Source organism: Duganella sp. Leaf126, from assembly GCF_001423125.1.
In the GTDB taxonomy this organism is placed as follows: Bacteria; Pseudomonadota; Gammaproteobacteria; order Burkholderiales; family Burkholderiaceae_D; genus Rugamonas.
In genome coordinates this window covers 222115-240211 of the sequence record NZ_LMNW01000033.1, presented here as the reverse complement: position 1 = coordinate 240211, position 18097 = coordinate 222115, and the positions used below count along the sequence as shown (strand labels likewise).

Here is an 18097-nt window from a genome sequence, read left to right as displayed (position 1 = left end):
GATAGGACACACATGGCAAACACTATTCACGTTGACGTGGTTTCCGCCGAGGAGTTGATCTACTCGGGCGAAGCCGAATTCGTCGCGTTGCCGGGCGAGCAGGGCGAGCTGGGGATCTATCCCAAGCACACGCCCTTGATCACCCGTATCCGCCCGGGCGCGGTGCGCATCAAGGTTCCCGGCCGTGCTGAAGAAGAGTTCGTCTTCGTCGCCGGCGGCCTGCTGGAAGTGCAGCCGAACGCCGTGACGGTGCTGGCCGATACCGCCATCCGCGGCGCCGACCTGGACGAAGCCAAAGCGGCTGCGGCCAAGAAGCGCGCCGAAGAAGCGCTGGCCAACACCAGCGCCGGCATCGACTACGCCAAGGCGCAAGCCGAGCTGGCAGCGGCGGTCGGCCAACTGGCCGCCATCGCCAAACTGCGCGCCAAGCACTAAGCATCGACGCAAGCAACGCATCAGCAGGACAGCAAAAAGGCAGCTTGGGCTGCCTTTTTTATTATCCGGTCGTGATCTGATTAAGCGGCTTGCGCCTCTTTGGCTGCAGCAACGAGCGCGTCGGGATGACTGAGCGCAACGGCAACCAGTGTTCGCACGGCACCGCCGAGCGGATGGCGGCTCTGCTCCAGTTGTTCCAGTTCGTCGGCATGCATGCCTAACAATCCGGCGAATTGTTCAGCGGTGAGCCCGGTTTTCTCGCGTGCCGCAATCAGAGGCGAGTACACCACCCGGCCCAGGCCTGCCTTCATCTCCCGACCCGCTTGCACCAGCTCAGCTTGCACATCGCGGCGCGCTTCGAATCGCGCGAGTTCTTCATCTCCGAGCGGTAAGTTTTTAGTCATAGACACGACGCATCTCCTTCAATGTTGCGCTGCTGAGATTGGTTACGTTGGCTTTTGCATACAACGTCAGCAACACGATTTCAAATGCGGTGCTGCGTGCGAAATAGATCACCCTGACGCCGCCCGACTTTCCTATACCCTGACGCTTCCACCGCACTTTTCGTACGCCGTTGGTGCCCGGCACCACGTCACCGGCATGGGGATGGGAAGCGATGAAGGTGATGAAAGCTGCGTACTCATCTGGACTCCAATAGCTTGGCCAGAGACTTTCAAACAACGGCGTTTCGATCACGGTGCGCATCGATCAACCGTATGAGTTTTAAGTATAGACTCATTTGAGTTGCATCAAACGCGCTGGAACCAAATCTTATTCCTTTGCGCAGTCACGCCTGTAATGCGCCGGCGGCTTGCCCACCAGCGCTTCAAAATCGGTCGTCAGGTGCGCCTGGTCGTAGTAGCCGAGTTCCTGTGCCAGCGTGGCCAGGTCGATGTTGGCGCCGTCGTCGTTGCCGAGGCGGTCGGCGGCGTCGAGCAGGCGGTTGCGGCGGATCACCCATTTCGGCGTGGCGCCCACGTGTTCGCGAAACAGGGCCTGCACGGCGCGCACGCTCAGGTCCAGGCACGCTGCCAGGTGCGCCACCTGCGTGATCTCGCGATGCTCACCGATCAGTGCCATGGCCTTGGCGACCGTCGCCACGCGGGGATCGGGCGTTGCCGGCAGCGCGCGGCGGAAAATCGCGCTGGCTGCGGCGACCATGGCCGCGTCATCGCCGGCGTCGGCCGCATCGAGCACGCTGCATTCGTCGTGCGCATCGTCGCCGCCGAACACGGCCGACACCGGCAGCTGCCGGTTGGTGATGGTCTGCACGGCGCGCTGCAACAGGCCGCGGAATGTGCCGGGCCGGAAGCGCGCGCCCAGCACGGCGCCCTTGCCGCGCAAGGTGTACTCGAACGCGCCCGTCATCACACCGAACGTTGCGCTGCGGCCGCGGTCAAACACCACCTGCACGCACGGCGAGGGCAGCGTGCGTTGCACGTGCACCAGCCCCGGCGGCAACTCCCACGCCACCATCCAGTACCACTCGATGTACGGCGCCAGGTCCGGTGGCGCGGCGTAGCGCTCGAGGCGGAACAGGCGACCCACGTCGGCCGGGTGGACCACGCCCTTGTAGCGGTCTTGCAGCGTCAGCGGTGTGGTGGTCATGGTGCCCTTGCGTGTTTTTCCAAGACGGCCATCTTAGCAGCCGCTATCGTCAGATTTTCACCAGGAGATCATCATGGACCAACTGCTGTTGCATCATTGCCCCAATTCGCGGTCGACCGGCGTGCTGGCACTGCTCGAAGCGCTGCAAGCACCTTACGCATTACACGTCATGAACATGAAGCGTGGCGACAACCGCGCGCCGGCCTACCTGGCGATCAACCCCATGGGCAAAGTGCCTGCCATCGAGCATAACGGTGTGCTGGTGACCGAGCAGGTGGCGATTTATCTGTATCTGGCCGACCTGTTCCCGGCCGCCGGACTGGCGCCGCCGCTCGGCGATCCGCAGCGCGGCCCCTACCTGCGCTGGATGGCATTCTATGGCAGCTGTTTCGAGCCGGCGCTGGTCGACCGCTGGATGCAGCGCGCGCCGGTCGACAAGGCCACCAACGGCTACGGCGATTTCGATGACGTGTTCAACACCGTGGTGACGCAACTGGCGCGCGGGCCGTGGCTGCTTGGCGAGCGGTTTTCCGCGCTCGATGTGCTGTGGGGCACGGCGCTGGGCTGGATGGGCGGCCTGTTGCCCAAGCGTCCCGAGATCGACGCTTACGTGGCACGCGTGCAAGGCCACCCCGCCATTGCAGCTGCCCGGCACAAGGACCAGGACCTGGCCGCTGCGCAAGCCGAGCAGGCCGCTTCCGATCCGGGCTGATCGTTGCCCAGCAGCGGACCTCGGCGCCGTGGCGGCCGGCAGCTTTGACTGCGCCGGTCATGCTGGTCGCGCGGGCGGCGGCGCGGTCGGCTCCACGGCACGGCGAGGCAGCGGGTCAGCACGTCATCGAACGGTTCACGACGATGGTTGCGCTCGCTAATGTAGTGCATGGCGCCCGGTCACGACCTGGCAACCGCCGATACAGCGGCTTGCCGGCTCGCGCACGCGGGCATGGCGCTCGCTACTGTAGCGCACGGCGCCCGGTCACGACCTGGCAACCGCCGACACCGCGGCTTGCCGGTTCGCGCACGCGGGCATGGCGCTTGCTACGGCAGCCGGCAGGCAGCACCCGGCCCGGCCGGGGGCGCCCGCTCGATCGCCTGCACGCTGTGCGACGACGGCGCCAGCGCCTGCACCACGACAGCCAGCGCTAACTGCGGCTGCGCGGTGCCGCACATGAAGATGTCGAGGGCCGCAAAGCCGCATTCGGGCCAGGTGTGGATCGAGATATGCGACTCGGCCAGCAGCACCACGCCGGTCACGCCCTGACCGTCGCCAAATCCGTGGAAATGGCTGTGCAGCACGCGCGCACCGGCGGCCCCGGCAGCGGTGCGCAACAGCACGTCGAGTGTGTCGCAGCTGCACAGTTTGTCTGCAGCGATCCCGCCGAGGTCGGCCAGCAGGTGGCTGCCGGTCGGCCGGTGGTCGGTGGGGGCTGCGCCGGCTGCGGCAAGCGGCATCGGATCGCGCTTCATGTGTGCTTCACTTGTGGCCGCCACCGCCGGAACCGCTGCCGTAGCTGCCGCCGCCACTGCTGCCACCGAAAGAGCTCCAGGTGCTGCCGTGGTAGTTGGCATTGTCGCGGTCGTCCGCCAGGACCCGTGTCCACGACGCGTACGACGTCACCACGGTGACGAGGACCGCGTATAAAAAGAATTTGATCATGACTTGTCGTTCTTATCGAGGTGGTCGGCCGGCAGGTAGATGGCCAGCACGCCCAGTGCGCTCAGATACCAGGTCGATGAAAAATCCATCAGCAGCGGTATCGCGTTGATCACCAGCATGAAGACGACGATGTAGTTGGCCAGGTCGCAGCGCGGGCTGGCCGCGGGCGGCCGGGCAGCCGTGGCAGAGCGGGCCGGCTTGACCTCGCCGCGGAACTGGGCGCCGAACCACGCTTTGACCTGGTCGCCCGCCACCGATCGCGAGCGCGACCAGGTCATTTCGTGCGCGGTGGTTTCGCGCGCCAGCCTGTACTGGCCGGCCTGGTATTCCTCGACCTCGGTGACGTCGCCGACTGCCACGCGCCAGTTGAAGGCGCCGGCGGCCCAGGTCACGGTCGCACCGTAGGTATACAGGCTGTTATAGCGTGTATTGCCGATCATCACGTGATCGGCGCCCGGCTGGTACGCCTGCGGCCACTCGGCCAGCACGGTGGCGCTGGACCAGCCGTCGTCGGTCTCCACCAGCCAGGAGAAGCCGGCGTTGGCACCGTACAGCAGGTACTCGGTCCACTCGGCGCCATCGTCGTCGGCGCGGCGCATGGCGCCGATGACGGTGACATCCTGTTTCTTGATTTTTGCCGTGGCGCCCAGCTCGATCGTGGTGGCCACACTGGCGACCCGTTCGCCGGCGGCGATGACCTGTGCCTTGGCGCTGGCAACGTCGATCTGCGCCTGGCAGGCCGCGCACACCAGCGTGGTGCTGGCGCCCGGCAGGTACTTGATGGCGCTGCCGCACGACGGGCAATCGAGGGCAGACAGGGTGCCGCGATAGCGGCCGGCCGCGCGCAGGATGGTGTCGTCGTCGCGCAGCAGCTGGCACCGCAGGCTGGCCAGCGTGACGGCCGTGCCGGTGTACACCACCGGTGCGGCGTCGGAGTAATCGAGCGTGATGAATTCCGCACCGCGGCGCAGATCGGCCACCTTGGCCTGGTAGCCGTCGCCGACGAGAAACGGCAGTTCGCCCTGGCCGCCGACGCAGTCGGCCACGCGGATTTCGGCAGCGGTGTAGGGCGCGCCGTTGATCGTGTAATTGTTGCCGGGCTTGAGCCGGTCGAAGGCCGGCAGCGCGGCGCCGCCCTTGAACTCGGCCGTGATCGTGTACAGGCCGGACGAGTCGCCGAGCCAGGCGGTGGCGCGGTCGTCGAACAGCAGATACCACTCGTTCCAGAGGCCGGCCGCATAGCGCAGCTGGATGCGGCCGATGACGGTGAACTGGCGGCCGGCCAGCACGCCGGTGGTGCCGATCTGGATCGGCGAGTAATCCTCCAGCACGGCCGACATCTTGCCGAAGTCCTTGACGGTGTCGGCGTCTTTGAGCACGGTGGTGGCGCAGTATTCGCACACGGCCATGACCGAGGCGTGCGAGCGGAAGGCGACTTCCGCGCCGCAGCTGGGACAGGAAACGATTTGCATGGGGTTCCGGGTGATCAGCCGATCAGTTTTTTCAGCAGCTCGGCCTTGCTGCTGTCATAGTCGGCCGCCGAGATCAGGCCCTTGTCGAGCAAGCCTTTGAGCTGCTGCAGCCGTGCTTCGATGCCAGTGTCGGCCGCAGCCGGCGCCGGTGCCGGTGCCGCAGCCGATGACGCAGCCGGTGCCGCCGCAGTGGCGTCCGTGCCAGCGCCGGGCGCCAGCGATGCGCCCATGGCCTGGCCCACCGTCATGCCGACGCCCAGGCCGGCGCCGATGCCGGCTACACCGCCTTCGTTTTGCGCAGCGAGCGGAATTGCGGTGGCGGTCTGGTAGCGCGTGAAGCCGGTCATCTTGTCGGCCGACAGGCTGCCTTTCATGCCGGCCGAGATGCGCTCGTCGAGCGCGGCCTGCAATTCTTCCGGCAGGCTGACGCTGGCGACATTGAACTCATCGAGGCCGATGCCGTAACGGCCGAATGCTTCGCGCAGGTCGCCCTTGACCTGCTGGGCCATCAGCGCCTGGTTGGCGGCCATGTCGAGGAAGGGGACGTTGGCGCTGCCCAGCGAACTGGCCATGGTGGCCATCAGGATGCCGCGCAGCTGTTCCTCGACCTGTTCGCGCGTGTAAGTCTCGCGCGTGCCGCTGATCTCCCGGAAGAACTGGCGCGGATCGCTGACGCGGTACGCGTACATGCCGAAGGCGCGCACGCGGATCATGTCGAAGTCCTTGTCACGGATCGTGATCGGCTGCGGCGTGCCCCATTTGCGGCCGGTCTGCACGCGGGTGCTGAAGAAATACACGTCCGATTTGAACGGGGAGTCGAACAGCTTGTCCCAGTTCAGCAGGTTGGTCAGCAGCGGCAGCGTTTGCGTGGTGAGCTTGTGGGTGCCCGGGCCGAACACGTCGGCGATCTGGCCCTCGTTGACGAATACTGCCATCTGCGACTCGCGCACGACCAGCACGCCGCCGTTCTGGATCTCCTGGTCCTGCATCGGGTAGCGCCAGGCCAGCACGCCGTCCACGTCCTCGTTCCACTGCAATACGTCGATAAACTGCTTCTTGATAAAGCTGCCGATGCCCATGGCGGACCTCCGTGAAATGTCGGGAAATGTCAGAAAATATCAGGAAATGCAGGCGCCGTTGATGACGCCGATGGACACGGCGATGGCGCCCAGCAGGCCGCCGAACGCGGTGTTGTTGCCCTCGATCTGGTCCTTGGCCATGTTCAGCACGCGGGTGGTGATCGCATACGCGAGCATCTGCACCACCATCGCGCCGAAGGCCCAGGCAAAGAACTGCTGGTAGCCGAGGGTGTGCATCAGCGCCGAACCGACCGTGATCGAAAAGCCGATCAGCGCGCCGCCCAGCGACAGCGCCGCTGCGCCGTTGCCCTGGCGGATCAGCAGCACCTCGTCGTACGGTGTCATGCGCGTGTAGGCGACAAAAAACACGGCCAGCAGCAGCGCTGCCAGCAAAAGATGGATCAGATAATTGAGGATAGCTGGCACGGCGCCCTCCCGCAGGGTAAAGTGATGGCGAATTCTTAATGCTAACTTACCAATGCTAACTTATTAATGCCGCAGCATGGTAGTGCAAAACCGTCCCGACAAGCGTAATGAACAAAAAAATCCTGATCCTGTCCGTGTTCGTGGTCGCGTCCTGCGGCCTGGCGTACGAACTGATTGCCGGCGCCCTGGCCAGCTACCTGCTCGGCGACTCGGTGCTGCAATTTTCCACCATCATCGGCTGCTACCTGTTTGCCATGGGCGTGGGCGCGCATTTTTCCAAGTATGTGCGCGACGAGCACGTGATGGCGCGTTTCGTCGACATCGAACTGGCCGTGGGCCTGGTGGGCGGCATCTCGGCGGCGCTGCTGTTCCTGACGTTTTCGTGGACCGCCGCGCCGTTTCGCGCCATGCTCTACACGATGGTATTTTTGGTCGGCGCCTTTGTCGGCATGGAAGTGCCGCTGGTAATGCGGGCACTGAACGCGCGCAAGACCGATTTCAGTGAGCTGGTCAGCCGCGTGCTCACGTTCGACTACCTGGGCGCGCTGGCCGTGTCATTGCTGTTCCCGCTGGTGATGGCGCCCAAGCTGGGACTGGTGCGCAGCGGTTTCGTGTTCGGCATGCTCAATGTGGGCGTGGCCCTGTGGACCATCCGCGTGTTCCGCACGGAGCTGGTCAACGTGACCGGCCGCATGCTGCGCGCCTGCGCCGTGCTGTTCCTGCTCGTGTGCGGCTTCATCTCGGCCGACCGCCTCACGTACTGGGGCGAGCATGGCCTGTTCGGCGACGAGATCGTGTTTGCCACCAGCACGCCGTACCAGCGCCTGGTGGTCACGCGCTGGAAGGACGACCTGCGGCTCTACATCAACGGCAACCTGCAGTTCTCGTCGCGCGACGAATACCGCTACCACGAGGCGCTGGTGCACCCGGTGCTCGAACCGCTGCCATGGGCGCGGCGGGTGCTGGTGCTGGGCGGCGGCGACGGCCTGGCGCTGCGCGAGATCCTGCGCTACAAACATATCGAACACGTGACGCTGGTCGATCTCGATCCGGCCATGACGGGCGCCTTTGCCAGCCGCCCGGAACTGGTCAGGCTCAATCACGGCGCGCTCACCGACAAGCGCGTTACCGTGGTCAATGCCGACGCCGCGATCTGGCTGCAGCACAACGACGACCTGTTCGACGCGGTGATCATCGACTTCCCCGATCCGTCCAGTTTTGCGCTCGGCAAGCTGTACTCGGTGCCGTTCTACGGCATGGTGAAAAAGCACCTGGCCGCCAACGGCCTGATGACGGTGCAGTCGACGTCGCCGTTCTTCGCACCGCACGCCTACTGGACCATCGATGCCACGCTGCGCGAGGTGGGCCTGAAAACCTGGCCCTACCATGCCTACGTGCCCTCGTTCGGCGAATGGGGCTTTGTGCTGGCCAGCCCGCAGGCCGACTTCACGCCGCCCACCCGCTACCGGCTGCCGATGCGTTACCTGAACGCGGAGACCACGCGCGAGATGTTCATCTTCCCGCCCGATATGCAGGCGCTGCCGATGGCGCCCAATCGTCTCAACACCCAGTCGCTGGTGCACGAGTTCGAGCAGGACTGGCGCCGGGTGATCCGCTGATGAGAAGCGCAACCTACCTGGTCGGGGCGCGCTGATGCTGCGCCGGTCTTTTCTGGTCTGGGGCGGCGCGGCCGGCCTGGCCGCCGCCGGCAGCGTGGCCGGCTTTGGCCGCTGGCAGGAAGTCACGCCGGTGCTGCACTACCCGGGCCGCGACGAAGGCCACTACCTGCGCGACCTGCGCCAGCACGGCGCGCTGCCGCCGCCGTCGACGGTAGTCACCACCGACGTGGTCATCCTCGGCTCCGGCGTGGCCGGCCTGACGGCCGCCTGGAAACTCAACAAGCTCGGTCGGACCGACATGCTGATGATCGACGGTCCCCAGGCGTACGGTAACGCTGCCGGCGGCGCCTTCGGCGACCTCGAGTACCCGACCGGCGCCCACTACCTGCCGCTGCCGTCGCCGGAGTCGGTGCACGTGCGCGAGATCCTGGCCGACCTGGGCATCATCGAACGCGACGCCTTCGGCGAGCGGCCCTATTACGACGAGCGCTACCTGCTGCACGCGCCCGAGGAACGGCTGCTGCACGCCGGCCGCTGGCAGGAAGGTTTTATGCCGACCGAAGGCGTGGCGCAATGGGAGCGCGACGAACATGCGCGCTTTTTCAGGGAAGTGGAGCGCCTGCGCCAGCTGCACGGCAACGACGGCCGCCGCCTGTTCGTGTTCCCGACCGTGCTGTCGTCGCAGGACCCGGCGTGGACGGCGCTCGACCGCATCACCCTCAAAACGTGGCTCGCGCAGCAGGGCTACCGCTCGCCCACGCTGCACTGGTACCTGAATTACTGCTGCCGCGACGACTATGGCACGCGCTACGACCAGGTCTCGGCGTGGGCCGGCCTGCACTACTATTGCAGCCGCTGGGGCAAGGCTGCCAACGCCAGCGACGGCACCTGGCTGACCTGGCCCGGCGGCCTGCAGCCGCTGGCGCGCGGCATCGAGCGCGCGTCCGGCATCCGGCGCCGCGCCGGCACCTGCGTCACGCTGAAAAAGACGGCCAATGGCGTCGAGGCCTTGTGCCTGCGCCTGGACGCCGGCCGGCCGACCACCTACCTGGTGCGCGCGCGCAAGGCCATCTGCGCCATGCCGACCTACGTGGCCGCGCGCGTGGTGGAGAACATCGGCGCTTACGGGTTCGATCCGGCCCGGCACATTCCGCAGTATGCGCCATGGCTGGTGGCCAATTTCCTTCTTAAACGTTTTCCCCGCGAGCTACCGGGCCAGCCGCTGTCGTGGGACAACGTGGTGTACAGCGAACCGGGACTCGGCTTCGTCGTCGCCACCCACCAGGACATCCGCGTGCGCCCGCCCGAAAAAACCGTGTTCAGTGCCTACGTCGCGCTGTCGGACCGCAAGGCGCTCGACGCGCGGCGCTGGATGGCGGCCGCCGCGCCCGAGGAACTGCTGGCGCTGGCCAGCGCCGACCTGCACACGGCGTACGGGGCGCAGTTTGCCGGCTGCGTCGAGCGGGTGGACATCACGCTGCGCGGCCACGCGATGAGCGTGCCGGTACCGGGCTTTCGCAGCAATGCCGGCATGCAGGCGCTGCGCGAGGTCGATGGCAGCATCCTGTTCGCCCACGCCGACCTGTCCGGGTTCTCGGTGTTCGAGGAAGCGGCGTGGTGGGGATACCGGGCGGCGACGCTGGCGGCAAAGTGATAAGCTGGTTCATCGATGAAACCTGATGCCACCGACCACACACCATGACCCACGACGCCCGCAAGCGCTTTCTCGCCCCCGCCAAACCCAAGCTGCGCGATGACGACGCCGGCAACAGCGTGATGTCCAGCCGCGCCGCCAATCCCGATCTGAGCAAGTCGAAAGCCAAGGCGCTCGACAACGAACGCACGGCCGGCCTGATCGACCGGATCTCCGACCTGCAGGACCGCCTCTACGCGCTGCGCCAGCACAAGGTGCTGCTGGTGCTGCAGGGCATGGACACGTCGGGCAAGGACGGCCTGGTACGCGCGCTGTTCAGCGGCGTCAACCCGATGGGCGTGCGCGCGGTGGCGTTCAAGGCGCCGACCGACGCCGAACTGGCGCACGACTACCTGTGGCGCGTGCACTTCCACGTGCCGGTCAAGGGCGAGATCGCCATCTTCAACCGCAGCCACTACGAGGACGTCCTGATCACCCGCGTGCAGGGCATGATCGATGACGACGAATGCCAGCGCCGCTATGCCCACATCCGTGACTTCGAACGCATGCTGACCGACACCGGCACCGTCATCATCAAGGTATTCCTGCACATTTCGCACGAAGAGCAGCGCGAGCGGCTGCAGGAGCGGCTCGACGATCCCGACAAACAATGGAAGTTCGATCCCAACGACATCGAGCAGCGCAAGAAGTGGGACGACTACGTCAAGGCGTACGAGCACGCGATCCGCGCCACCCATACCGACTACGCGCCGTGGTACATCGTGCCGGCCGACTCCAAGGTGCACCGCAACCTGGCCGTCGCCAGCCTGCTGCTCGAAACACTGGAGAGCATGCACCTGCACTATCCGCCGCCGCACCCCGAGCTGTCCTCGTTCACGGTGGTCTAAACGTCATGATTTTTTTGGCTGTGGCATAGTGGTTTTTTGAGGAGAACCCCGATGCTGCAACTGAAAGATCCATCGCTGCTGCGCCAGCAGGCGTACCTCGACGGCCAATGGTGCGACGCCGACGACGGCGCTACCGCAGCCGTCACCAACCCCGCCACCGGCGCCACCCTCGCCACCGTGCCGGTGATGGGCGCGGCCGAAACCCGGCGCGCGATCGAAGCCGCCAACGCCGCCTGGCCGGCCTGGCGCAAGAAAACCGCGCGCGAACGCGCGCTCATCCTGCGCAAGTGGAATGACCTGATCCTCGACAACACCGACGACCTGGCGCTGCTGATGACGGCCGAGCAGGGCAAGCCGCTGAGCGAGTCGCGCGGCGAGGTCGCGTATGGCGCCTCGTTCATCGAATGGTTCGGCGAGCAGGCCAAGCGCGTGGCCGGCGAGACCCTGGCCGCCCCGGCGGCGGGCCAGCGCATCCTGGTCACGCGCGAGCCGATCGGCGTGTGCGCAGCCATCACGCCGTGGAACTTCCCGATCGCCATGATCACCCGCAAGGTCGGCCCGGCGCTGGCGGCCGGCTGTCCGATGGTCCTGAAACCGGCGCAGGCCACGCCGCTGTCGGCGCTGGCGCTGGCCGAACTGGCCGCGCGCGCCGGCGTGCCGGCTGGCGTGTTCAGCGTCGTCACCGGCAAGTCCGGCGACATCGGCGGCGAAATGACGGCCAACCCGCTGGTGCGCAAGCTGACCTTTACCGGCTCGACCGACGTCGGTCGCAAGCTGATGGCGCAAAGCGCCCCCACCATCAAGAAGCTGTCGCTGGAACTGGGCGGCAATGCGCCGTTCATCGTGTTTGACGACGCCGACCTCGATGCGGCGGTCGAAGGCGCCATCGCCTCCAAGTACCGCAACGCCGGCCAGACCTGCGTGTGCGCCAACCGGCTGTACGTGCAGGCCGGCGTGTACGACGCCTTTGCCGAAAAGCTGGTGGCGGCGGTCAAACAGCTCAAGGTGGGCAATGGCGTGGACGAGGGCGTCACGCAAGGTCCGCTGATCGACGCCAAGGCCGTGGAAAAGGTCGAGCAGCACATTGCCGATGCGCTGGACAAGGGCGCGCGCTTGCTCACCGGCGGCAAGCGCCACGCGCTCGGTCACAGCTTCTTCGAGCCCACCGTGCTGGCCGACGTCACCAGCGCGATGCTGGTCGCGCGCGAGGAAACCTTCGGCCCGATGGCGCCGCTGTTTCGCTTCGAGACCGAAGAAGAGGCGATCGCGCTGGCCAACGATACCGAATTCGGCCTGGCCAGTTATTTCTATGCACGCGACGTCGGCCGCATCTGGCGCGTGTCCGAAGCGATCGAGAGCGGCATGGTGGGCGTCAACACGGGCCTGATCTCGAACGAGATCGCCCCGTTCGGCGGCGTCAAGCAATCGGGCCTGGGCCGCGAAGGCTCGCACCTGGGCATCGAGGACTACCTGGTGGTCAAATACATCTGCCTGGCGGGCCTCGAGTAGCGATGCCGGGACCGGGGAAATGTCGGGCAAAAGCGGGGCATTTGGCATAGAATGAATTTTCTTTCATCCCAGCCTATGCCATCATGCCCAAGATTTTTGCCCAGTTCTGCGCCGTCTCGTCCCTGACCCTGGCCGCCGCTGCCAGCGCCCTGGCCCAGACCCCGGCGCCGGCCGCCGCCGGCCATGCCGCCACCGTGGCGCCGGCCAGCTGCCCGGCCATCCTCAAGCAGACCTTCAAGCGCCTGCAGGACGAAGCGCCGCAGGACCTGTGCCAGTACGCGGGCAAGGTGATCCTGGTGGTCAATACGGCCAGCTACTGCGGCTTCACCAAGCAGTACGAGGGGCTGGAAGCGCTGTACGCCAAGTACGGCAGCAAGGGCCTGGTGGTGCTGGGCTTCCCGTCGAACGACTTCGGTCAGCAGGAACCGGGCAGCGCCAAGGAAATCGCCGACTTTTGCTACAACACCTATGGCGTCAAGTTCCCGATGTTCGCCAAGAGCGTGGTGTCCGGTAAAAACCCGAACCCGCTGTACGCCGACCTGATCAAGGCCACCGGCAAGGCGCCGGCCTGGAACTTCCACAAGTACCTGATCGGCCGTGACGGCAAGGTCATTACGAATTTCGGCAGCAAGGTCACGCCCGACGACAAGCAGCTGGTCGGCGCCGTGGAAAAAGCGCTGGCGTCCTGACGCAGCGGCGCCCGGCCGGCAGTCCGCTGCCTGCCGTGTGCCAGCCTTGACCCGATTGTAGAATTCTGGTTTCCCGGCCATCGTCACCAACCGGCGTGCCGGTGTCTGCGTTTGTGTGCGGCGGCGCACGAGGTCGATGCGCCCGCATGTTATTGCCACTGGACAATCGTGGCAATCGTGGTTTAATCGGAGGTGACTGTCACCACGAGATGAACCATGCAACCATTTAGCTTCCAACAAAAAGTTTTTCTTGCCCTGCTGGGCATCATCACCATCGCCTTCCTGTGGATACTGCTGCCGTACGGCGGCGCCGTGTTCTGGGGCGTGGTGCTGGCGATTATCTTTGCCCCCGTCTACCGCTGGATGCTGCAACGCACGCGCAACAAGCCCAACCTGGCAGCTTTTCTGACCTTGCTGCTGATCCTGGTGATGGTGATCCTGCCGCTCACGCTCATTGCCGTATCGATCATCAACCAGGCCGCGTCGGTGGTCGAGATGGTGCGGTCGGGCCAGGTGACCGTCGGTTCGTTCTTCGCCAAGATCATGGCGGTGCTGCCGGACTGGATGATCAACCTGCTCGACCGCTTCCACCTGACCAGCCTGGCGAACCTGCAGGACAAGCTGACCGAAGGCGCCGCGCAGGTGAGCCAGGAAGTGGCCAAGCGCGCGATCAACGCCAGCCTGTACACGATGGATTTCCTGACCAGTCTCGGTATCGCCATGTATCTGCTGTACTTCCTGCTGCGCGACGGCGACAAGTTGTCCCGGCGCATCCGCGACGCCGTGCCGCTGAGCCGCAAATACAAGCAGCGCCTGTTCCAGAACTTCACCACCGTGATCCGCGCCACCGTCAAGGGCAACGTGGTGATGGCCATCGTCCAGGGTTTCCTCGGCGGTCTCGCGTTCTGGTACCTGGACGTGAGCGCGCCGGTGCTGTGGGGCGTGCTGATGGCGTTCCTGTCGCTGCTGCCGGCCATCGGCGCGGCGCTGGTGTGGGCGCCGGTGGCAGCCTATTTCCTGGCCACGGGCGACGTCTGGGAAGGCGTGGGCCTGACCGTGTACGGCGTGCTGGTGATCGGCATGGTCGACAACATCCTGCGCCCGGTCCTGGTCGGCAAGGACACCAAGATGCCCGACTACGTGGTGCTGCTCTCGACCGTCGGTGGCATGGCCCTGTTCGGACTGAACGGCTTCGTGATCGGCCCGGTGATTGCCGCGCTGTTCATCGCGACCTGGGACTTGTTTGCCACGGCTAGCGAGTTCCATCCCGACTAGCTGCCTCATCCCCGGGTTTCGCGACCAATAAACGGCCCAGCAATCACAACGTGGCACGCACCGCCCCCCGCAGCGCATTGCACACCACCAGCGCCTCGGCCCGCGCCAGCATCGCCCGCGTGATCACCGCTTCGCTGGCCTGCCATGCCGGATCGTCGAGCAGCACGCTGCGCATCACGCCGGGCAGCACGCCGCACTGCAGGGCCGGCGTGAGCCAGCGGCCGTCCAGCTTGACGAAGACATTGCTGCGCCCACCCTCGGTCAGCTCGCCGCGCGCGTTGAAGAACAGCGTGTCGAAGGCGCCCTGCGCTTCGGCATCGCGCCAGGCGTCGTCATAACGGCTGCGGATGCTGGTCTTGTGGCGCAGGAACAGGTCGCCGGCATCCATGACATCGTCTGCCAGCAGCAGCCGTAACGGCGCCTGCAACGGTGCCAGCGGCGCGTGCTGGACCGTGAAAGCGCCCGACTGCGCCAGCGCCAGCCGCAACCGGAATGCCGGGCCGCGCTGTCGATCGTCACCAGGCAGGTCGGCCGCCGCGCCTGCCAGACCGTCCGCTGCTGCGCTGCCTGCCGTGCCGGCTGCCTGGCCGGTGGCCGCTGCCTCGCGCGCCTGCTCGGCCAGCGTCGTGCAGACGGCGTCCAGGCAGGCGTTGGCGGCCTTGGCGTCCCAGGCGAAGCCGAAGTAGGCGGCCGATGTCGCCATGCGCTGCAGGTGGCGGGCACGGTGGCGCACGCCGTCTGCGGGCGTGACATGCATGGTCTCGAATATCTCGAAGCTGTTCATCAGGCCGGTCAGGAAGCGCGCCTTGAGGCGGCACTCGTCGTACTCGTCGCCGCTGGCGCTGTCGTACACGATGCCCGCGCCGACGCCCATTTCGCCGCGCGCCACGCCGGTGGCGGCGTCGGGCGCACCCAGGGCCAGGGTGCGGATCGGTACCGACAGGCAGAAGTCGCCGATGGTGCTGCCGGTGCCGCCGGTGTCATCAGGGCCGCCGGAACCGCCGGCAGCCGGATCGAACCAGCCGATCGCGCCCGTGTAGATGCCGCGCGGGTCCGGTTCCAGCTCGTTGATGATTTCCATGGCGCGCCGCTTGGGCGCGCCGGTGATCGAGCCGCATGGATACAGCGCCTCGAACACCTGGGCCAGCGTGGCGTCGGCGCGCAGGGTGGCGGTGATGGTGGAAGTCATTTGCAGCACGCTGCCGTAGCGCTGCACGTCGAACAGCGCCGGTACCTGCACGCTGCCGGTGACCGCCACGCGCGCGATGTCATTGCGCAGCAGGTCGACGATCATCAGGTTTTCGGCGCGGTTTTTCGGGTCCGCCGCCAGGGCGCGGGCCCGTTCGGCATCGTCCGCCGCCTCACGCGTGGCCGGCGCCGTGCCTTTCATCGGCCGCGCGGTCAGCACGCCGCGCGCGTGGCGCACGAACAGCTCGGGCGACAGCGACAGCACGGCCGAGCCGTCGGCCAACTGCACCAGCGCACCATAGGGCACGGGCTGGCGCGCGCGCAGCCGTGCGTACAGCGCGCAGATGCCGCCAAAGGCATCGAAGCGCAGGCGCATCGTGTAGTTGACCTGATAGGTGTCGCCGGCCTCGATGTAGGCGTGGATACGCGCCAGCGCCGCGTCGAACGCCGGCTGGTCGATACTGGGGCGCACATTGGCGATGCCGGCCGGGCGCGCGCCGTGCAACGCGCGCGCCGCCAGCCAGTCTCCGACCTCGGCAGCCGTCAACCGGTCACAGCGGCGAAACAGCAGCACCTGCGCCAGCGGGGCCGGGGCGCTGGCGGGCGTCGGCTGCACCGCTGCGCAAGCGTCAGCGAGCGCAGTATTGCTCGCGTTGCCCGCCGCACTGCCGCTTGCGCTGCTGCCTCCGTTGCCTGACGCACCGTCTGTTGCGATGCTGCTCGCGTCGCCAGTTGTACTGCCGCTTGCGCTGCTGCCTCCGTTGCCTGACGCACCGTCTATTGCGGTGCTGCTCGCGTCGTCCGCCGCACTGCCGCCTGCGGTGCGGCTGACGTTGAACGCCACGCCGTTCGTTGCGTTGCTGCTTGCGGCGCCTGTCGCAATGACGCTTGCGCTGCCGGCTGCGGCCGGACGGTCAGTCGGCGTCGTTGCTACGTCCGGTGGCATCGCTGCAGCGCACGCCGTGGCCCCGATCCCAAGCAGTTGCACGCCCAGTTCGTAGCTGCACAGCGTGACCGCGTATTGGCCGCGCGCCAGCGCGGCCTGCATGGCGTCCAGCATCTGCGGCCACTCGCCGATGGCGTTGCACGAGAGCGTGGCCACGTGGTCCGTGTACAGCCGCGAAGTGGCGTCATTGATGGCGCCTAAGTTGGCGCCTTCGGTGGCATCAAGGGGGGCGCGAGCGGCGGCGCTGGCGCCCGCCGGGCGCGCGTCGGGCGGCGGGCTGGCGTCATCGAGCAGGGCAAAGCATTCGGCGGTCATGGACATCGACGGGTTCATACAAGGTTAGCCGAGCAGCAGCGCGATCTGCAGCGGCGCGTCCTGGGTCGGGTGGTTGGTGAAGCCGCTCTTGGCGTAGCGGTGCCAGCGGCCGATGACGAAACTGGCCAGCATGGCCGCGCGGGGCGCGACGTCGTCCTCGCGGCCCTGTCCTTCGGCGGCAGCCATGCGCAAGGCCTGCCTGAGCGCCAGTTCCACGCGGTCGTAGAACTGGTTCATGCGCAGCTGCAGGCGCTCGTCCTCGTTGACCAGCGCTTCGCCGATCAGCACCCGCGTCATGCCCGGGTTCTGGCCGGCGAAGTGCAGCAGCATGCCGACGATGTCGCGTGCCTGCGTCAGGCCGTCGTCGTGGCGCTCGGCGATCTGGTTGATCAGGCCGAATACCGAGGAGTCGATGAACTCGATCAGGCCCTCGAACATCTGCGCCTTGCTGGCAAAGTGGCGGTACAGCGCCGCTTCGGAAAACCCCAGCTTGCGCGCCAGCGCGGCCGTGGTGATGCGGTTGCTCTTCGGTTGTTCCAGCATCTGCGCCAGTGCTTGCAGGATGTCCAGGCGGCGCTGGCCGGGCGGGGTGCTTGCCATGTGATCTCGCGGTCAAGAATAAAACAGGGTGGTCAGCGCAGCCGGTGCAGGCGCGCCGGCAGCTGGTGCACGGATTTTACTTTGACATCGACGTAGGCGGGGCGGATCAGCCGTTTTGGCCGATGGTGCAGACCGGCGCCGCCCGTGCTGCGCGACGTCAGGTACCGGGTCACCCACGCGGTGCGCATGCCCAGTGCATGGGCGCTGCGCAGGTTGGCCAGCGTGTCCTCGACCAGGATGCAGCGCTGCGGCGTCAGGCGCTGCATGCGCATCAGTTTGCGCAGCAGCAGTTTCGACGGCTTGGGCCGCAGCTGACGATTGACCGTCATCGCTTCCACCGCCATCTGGTGGCCGAACGCGCGGTGCAGACCGAGGTGGCGCAGCACCTGGCTGGCGTAGCGGTGCGGCGCATTGGTGAGCAGGATCTTGCGACCGGGCAGGCGGCGCAGCAGCTGGCGCAGGCCGCGCTCGGCGCGGATCAGCGAAGCGAGGTCGTCGATGCTGTGGGTCTCGTGCAGAAAATGCGCGGCCTGCACCTGGTGGTGCTTGACCAGGCCGAGCAAGGTGGCGCCGTAGCGCCGCCAGTACAGGGTGCGCGCCGCATCGACCACGTCGGTGCTGGCCGGCGTGACGCCGTCGCCGAGCACGCGGGCCATGTACAGGTTCATATTGGCGACGATGGCCGGGAAGATCGCGTGCGACGCATTGTGCAGCGTGTTGTCCAGATCAAACAACCAT

The 18097-nt window shown here is 66.4% G+C and carries 19 protein-coding genes; 8 read left to right on the top strand and 11 right to left on the bottom strand.

All coding sequences use genetic code 11. The features are described 5' to 3' along the window. The first annotated feature begins 12 nt into the window (after nt 1-12). Nucleotides 13-435 carry a F0F1 ATP synthase subunit epsilon gene (locus ASF61_RS19095; RefSeq protein WP_056159567.1) on the top strand — a complete coding sequence of 141 codons (423 nt, stop codon included), beginning with the start codon at nt 13-15 and terminating at the stop codon, nt 433-435. Nucleotides 436-515: 80 nt separating this feature from the next. Here ASF61_RS19095 and ASF61_RS19090 read toward each other — a convergent pair whose 3' ends face one another. The 3 genes from ASF61_RS19090 to ASF61_RS19080 all read right to left on the bottom strand — a co-directional run bounded on the left by ASF61_RS19090 (nt 516) and on the right by ASF61_RS19080 (nt 2043). Beyond that, on the bottom strand, nt 516-839 hold the full coding sequence (locus tag ASF61_RS19090) for a DNA-binding transcriptional regulator (protein ID WP_056159562.1): 324 nt from the start codon (nt 837-839) through the stop codon (nt 516-518). Then, on the bottom strand, nt 832-1140 hold the full coding sequence (locus tag ASF61_RS19085) for a transcriptional regulator (RefSeq protein ID WP_056159559.1): 309 nt from the start codon (nt 1138-1140) through the stop codon (nt 832-834). The genes ASF61_RS19090 and ASF61_RS19085 overlap by 8 nt, the downstream gene beginning before the upstream one ends. A 66-nt stretch (nt 1141-1206) precedes the next feature. Next, complete coding sequence (locus ASF61_RS19080; protein WP_056159556.1) at nt 1207-2043, bottom strand: helix-turn-helix domain-containing protein; 837 nt, start codon at nt 2041-2043, stop codon at nt 1207-1209. 73 nt (nt 2044-2116) lie between these two features. Here ASF61_RS19080 and ASF61_RS19075 point away from each other — a divergent pair, with 73 nt between their 5' ends. Next, nucleotides 2117-2755, top strand: a complete 639-nt coding sequence (locus ASF61_RS19075) for a glutathione S-transferase family protein (protein WP_056159554.1) — start codon at nt 2117-2119, stop codon at nt 2753-2755. Between the two features lie 326 nt (nt 2756-3081). Here ASF61_RS19075 and speD read toward each other — a convergent pair whose 3' ends face one another. The 5 genes from speD to ASF61_RS19050 are packed head-to-tail and all read right to left on the bottom strand — an operon-like array spanning nt 3082 to nt 6677. Next, entirely contained in the window at nt 3082-3510 is a 429-nt protein-coding gene (gene speD / locus ASF61_RS19070; RefSeq protein ID WP_082491815.1) for an adenosylmethionine decarboxylase, read from the bottom strand. Nucleotides 3511-3517: 7 nt separating this feature from the next. After that, on the bottom strand, nt 3518-3700 hold the full coding sequence (locus ASF61_RS19065; RefSeq protein WP_056159551.1) for a hypothetical protein: 183 nt from the start codon (nt 3698-3700) through the stop codon (nt 3518-3520). Further along, a complete protein-coding gene (locus tag ASF61_RS19060; RefSeq protein ID WP_056159548.1) occupies nt 3697-5172 on the bottom strand; it encodes a DUF4178 domain-containing protein in 1476 nt (491 codons plus the stop codon). The genes ASF61_RS19065 and ASF61_RS19060 overlap by 4 nt, the downstream gene beginning before the upstream one ends. A 14-nt stretch (nt 5173-5186) precedes the next feature. Continuing rightward, nucleotides 5187-6251 carry an SPFH domain-containing protein gene (locus ASF61_RS19055; protein WP_056159545.1) on the bottom strand — a complete coding sequence of 355 codons (1065 nt, stop codon included), beginning with the start codon at nt 6249-6251 and terminating at the stop codon, nt 5187-5189. A 39-nt stretch (nt 6252-6290) separates the two neighbouring features. Then, nucleotides 6291-6677 carry a DUF350 domain-containing protein gene (locus ASF61_RS19050; protein ID WP_056159542.1) on the bottom strand — a complete coding sequence of 129 codons (387 nt, stop codon included), beginning with the start codon at nt 6675-6677 and terminating at the stop codon, nt 6291-6293. Nucleotides 6678-6784: 107 nt separating this feature from the next. Here ASF61_RS19050 and ASF61_RS19045 point away from each other — a divergent pair, with 107 nt between their 5' ends. The 6 genes from ASF61_RS19045 (at nt 6785) to ASF61_RS19020 (ending at nt 14310) form a co-directional block, all read left to right on the top strand. Next, on the top strand, nt 6785-8296 hold the full coding sequence (locus tag ASF61_RS19045) for a polyamine aminopropyltransferase (RefSeq protein WP_056159539.1): 1512 nt from the start codon (nt 6785-6787) through the stop codon (nt 8294-8296). A gap of 34 nt (nt 8297-8330) precedes the next feature. Next, entirely contained in the window at nt 8331-9950 is a 1620-nt protein-coding gene (locus ASF61_RS19040; RefSeq protein WP_056159536.1) for an NAD(P)/FAD-dependent oxidoreductase, read from the top strand. Between the two features lie 44 nt (nt 9951-9994). Beyond that, nucleotides 9995-10837 carry a PPK2 family polyphosphate kinase gene (locus ASF61_RS19035; RefSeq protein WP_056159533.1) on the top strand — a complete coding sequence of 281 codons (843 nt, stop codon included), beginning with the start codon at nt 9995-9997 and terminating at the stop codon, nt 10835-10837. Nucleotides 10838-10888: 51 nt separating this feature from the next. Then, nucleotides 10889-12346: an NAD-dependent succinate-semialdehyde dehydrogenase gene (locus ASF61_RS19030; RefSeq protein ID WP_056159530.1), complete on the top strand. Its 1458-nt coding sequence runs from the start codon at nt 10889-10891 to the stop codon at nt 12344-12346. An 83-nt stretch (nt 12347-12429) separates the two neighbouring features. Next, nucleotides 12430-13035, top strand: a complete 606-nt coding sequence (locus tag ASF61_RS19025; protein WP_056159525.1) for a glutathione peroxidase — start codon at nt 12430-12432, stop codon at nt 13033-13035. Nucleotides 13036-13251: 216 nt separating this feature from the next. Next, complete coding sequence (locus ASF61_RS19020) at nt 13252-14310, top strand: AI-2E family transporter (protein ID WP_056159522.1); 1059 nt, start codon at nt 13252-13254, stop codon at nt 14308-14310. Between the two features lie 43 nt (nt 14311-14353). Here ASF61_RS19020 and ASF61_RS19015 read toward each other — a convergent pair whose 3' ends face one another. Genes ASF61_RS19015 through ASF61_RS19005 form a run of 3 tightly spaced genes read right to left on the bottom strand, consistent with a single transcriptional unit; the run spans nt 14354 to nt 18093 of the window. Next, nucleotides 14354-16759, bottom strand: coding sequence for a chorismate-binding protein (locus ASF61_RS19015; RefSeq protein ID WP_373994566.1), 2406 nt, complete (start codon nt 16757-16759; stop codon nt 14354-14356). Between the two features lie 24 nt (nt 16760-16783). Beyond that, complete coding sequence (gene slmA / locus ASF61_RS19010) at nt 16784-17359, bottom strand: nucleoid occlusion factor SlmA (protein WP_056159519.1); 576 nt, start codon at nt 17357-17359, stop codon at nt 16784-16786. Nucleotides 17360-17391: 32 nt separating this feature from the next. Beyond that, nucleotides 17392-18093 carry a pyrimidine 5'-nucleotidase gene (locus ASF61_RS19005; RefSeq protein ID WP_082491814.1) on the bottom strand — a complete coding sequence of 234 codons (702 nt, stop codon included), beginning with the start codon at nt 18091-18093 and terminating at the stop codon, nt 17392-17394. Nucleotides 18094-18097 lie beyond the last annotated feature (4 nt).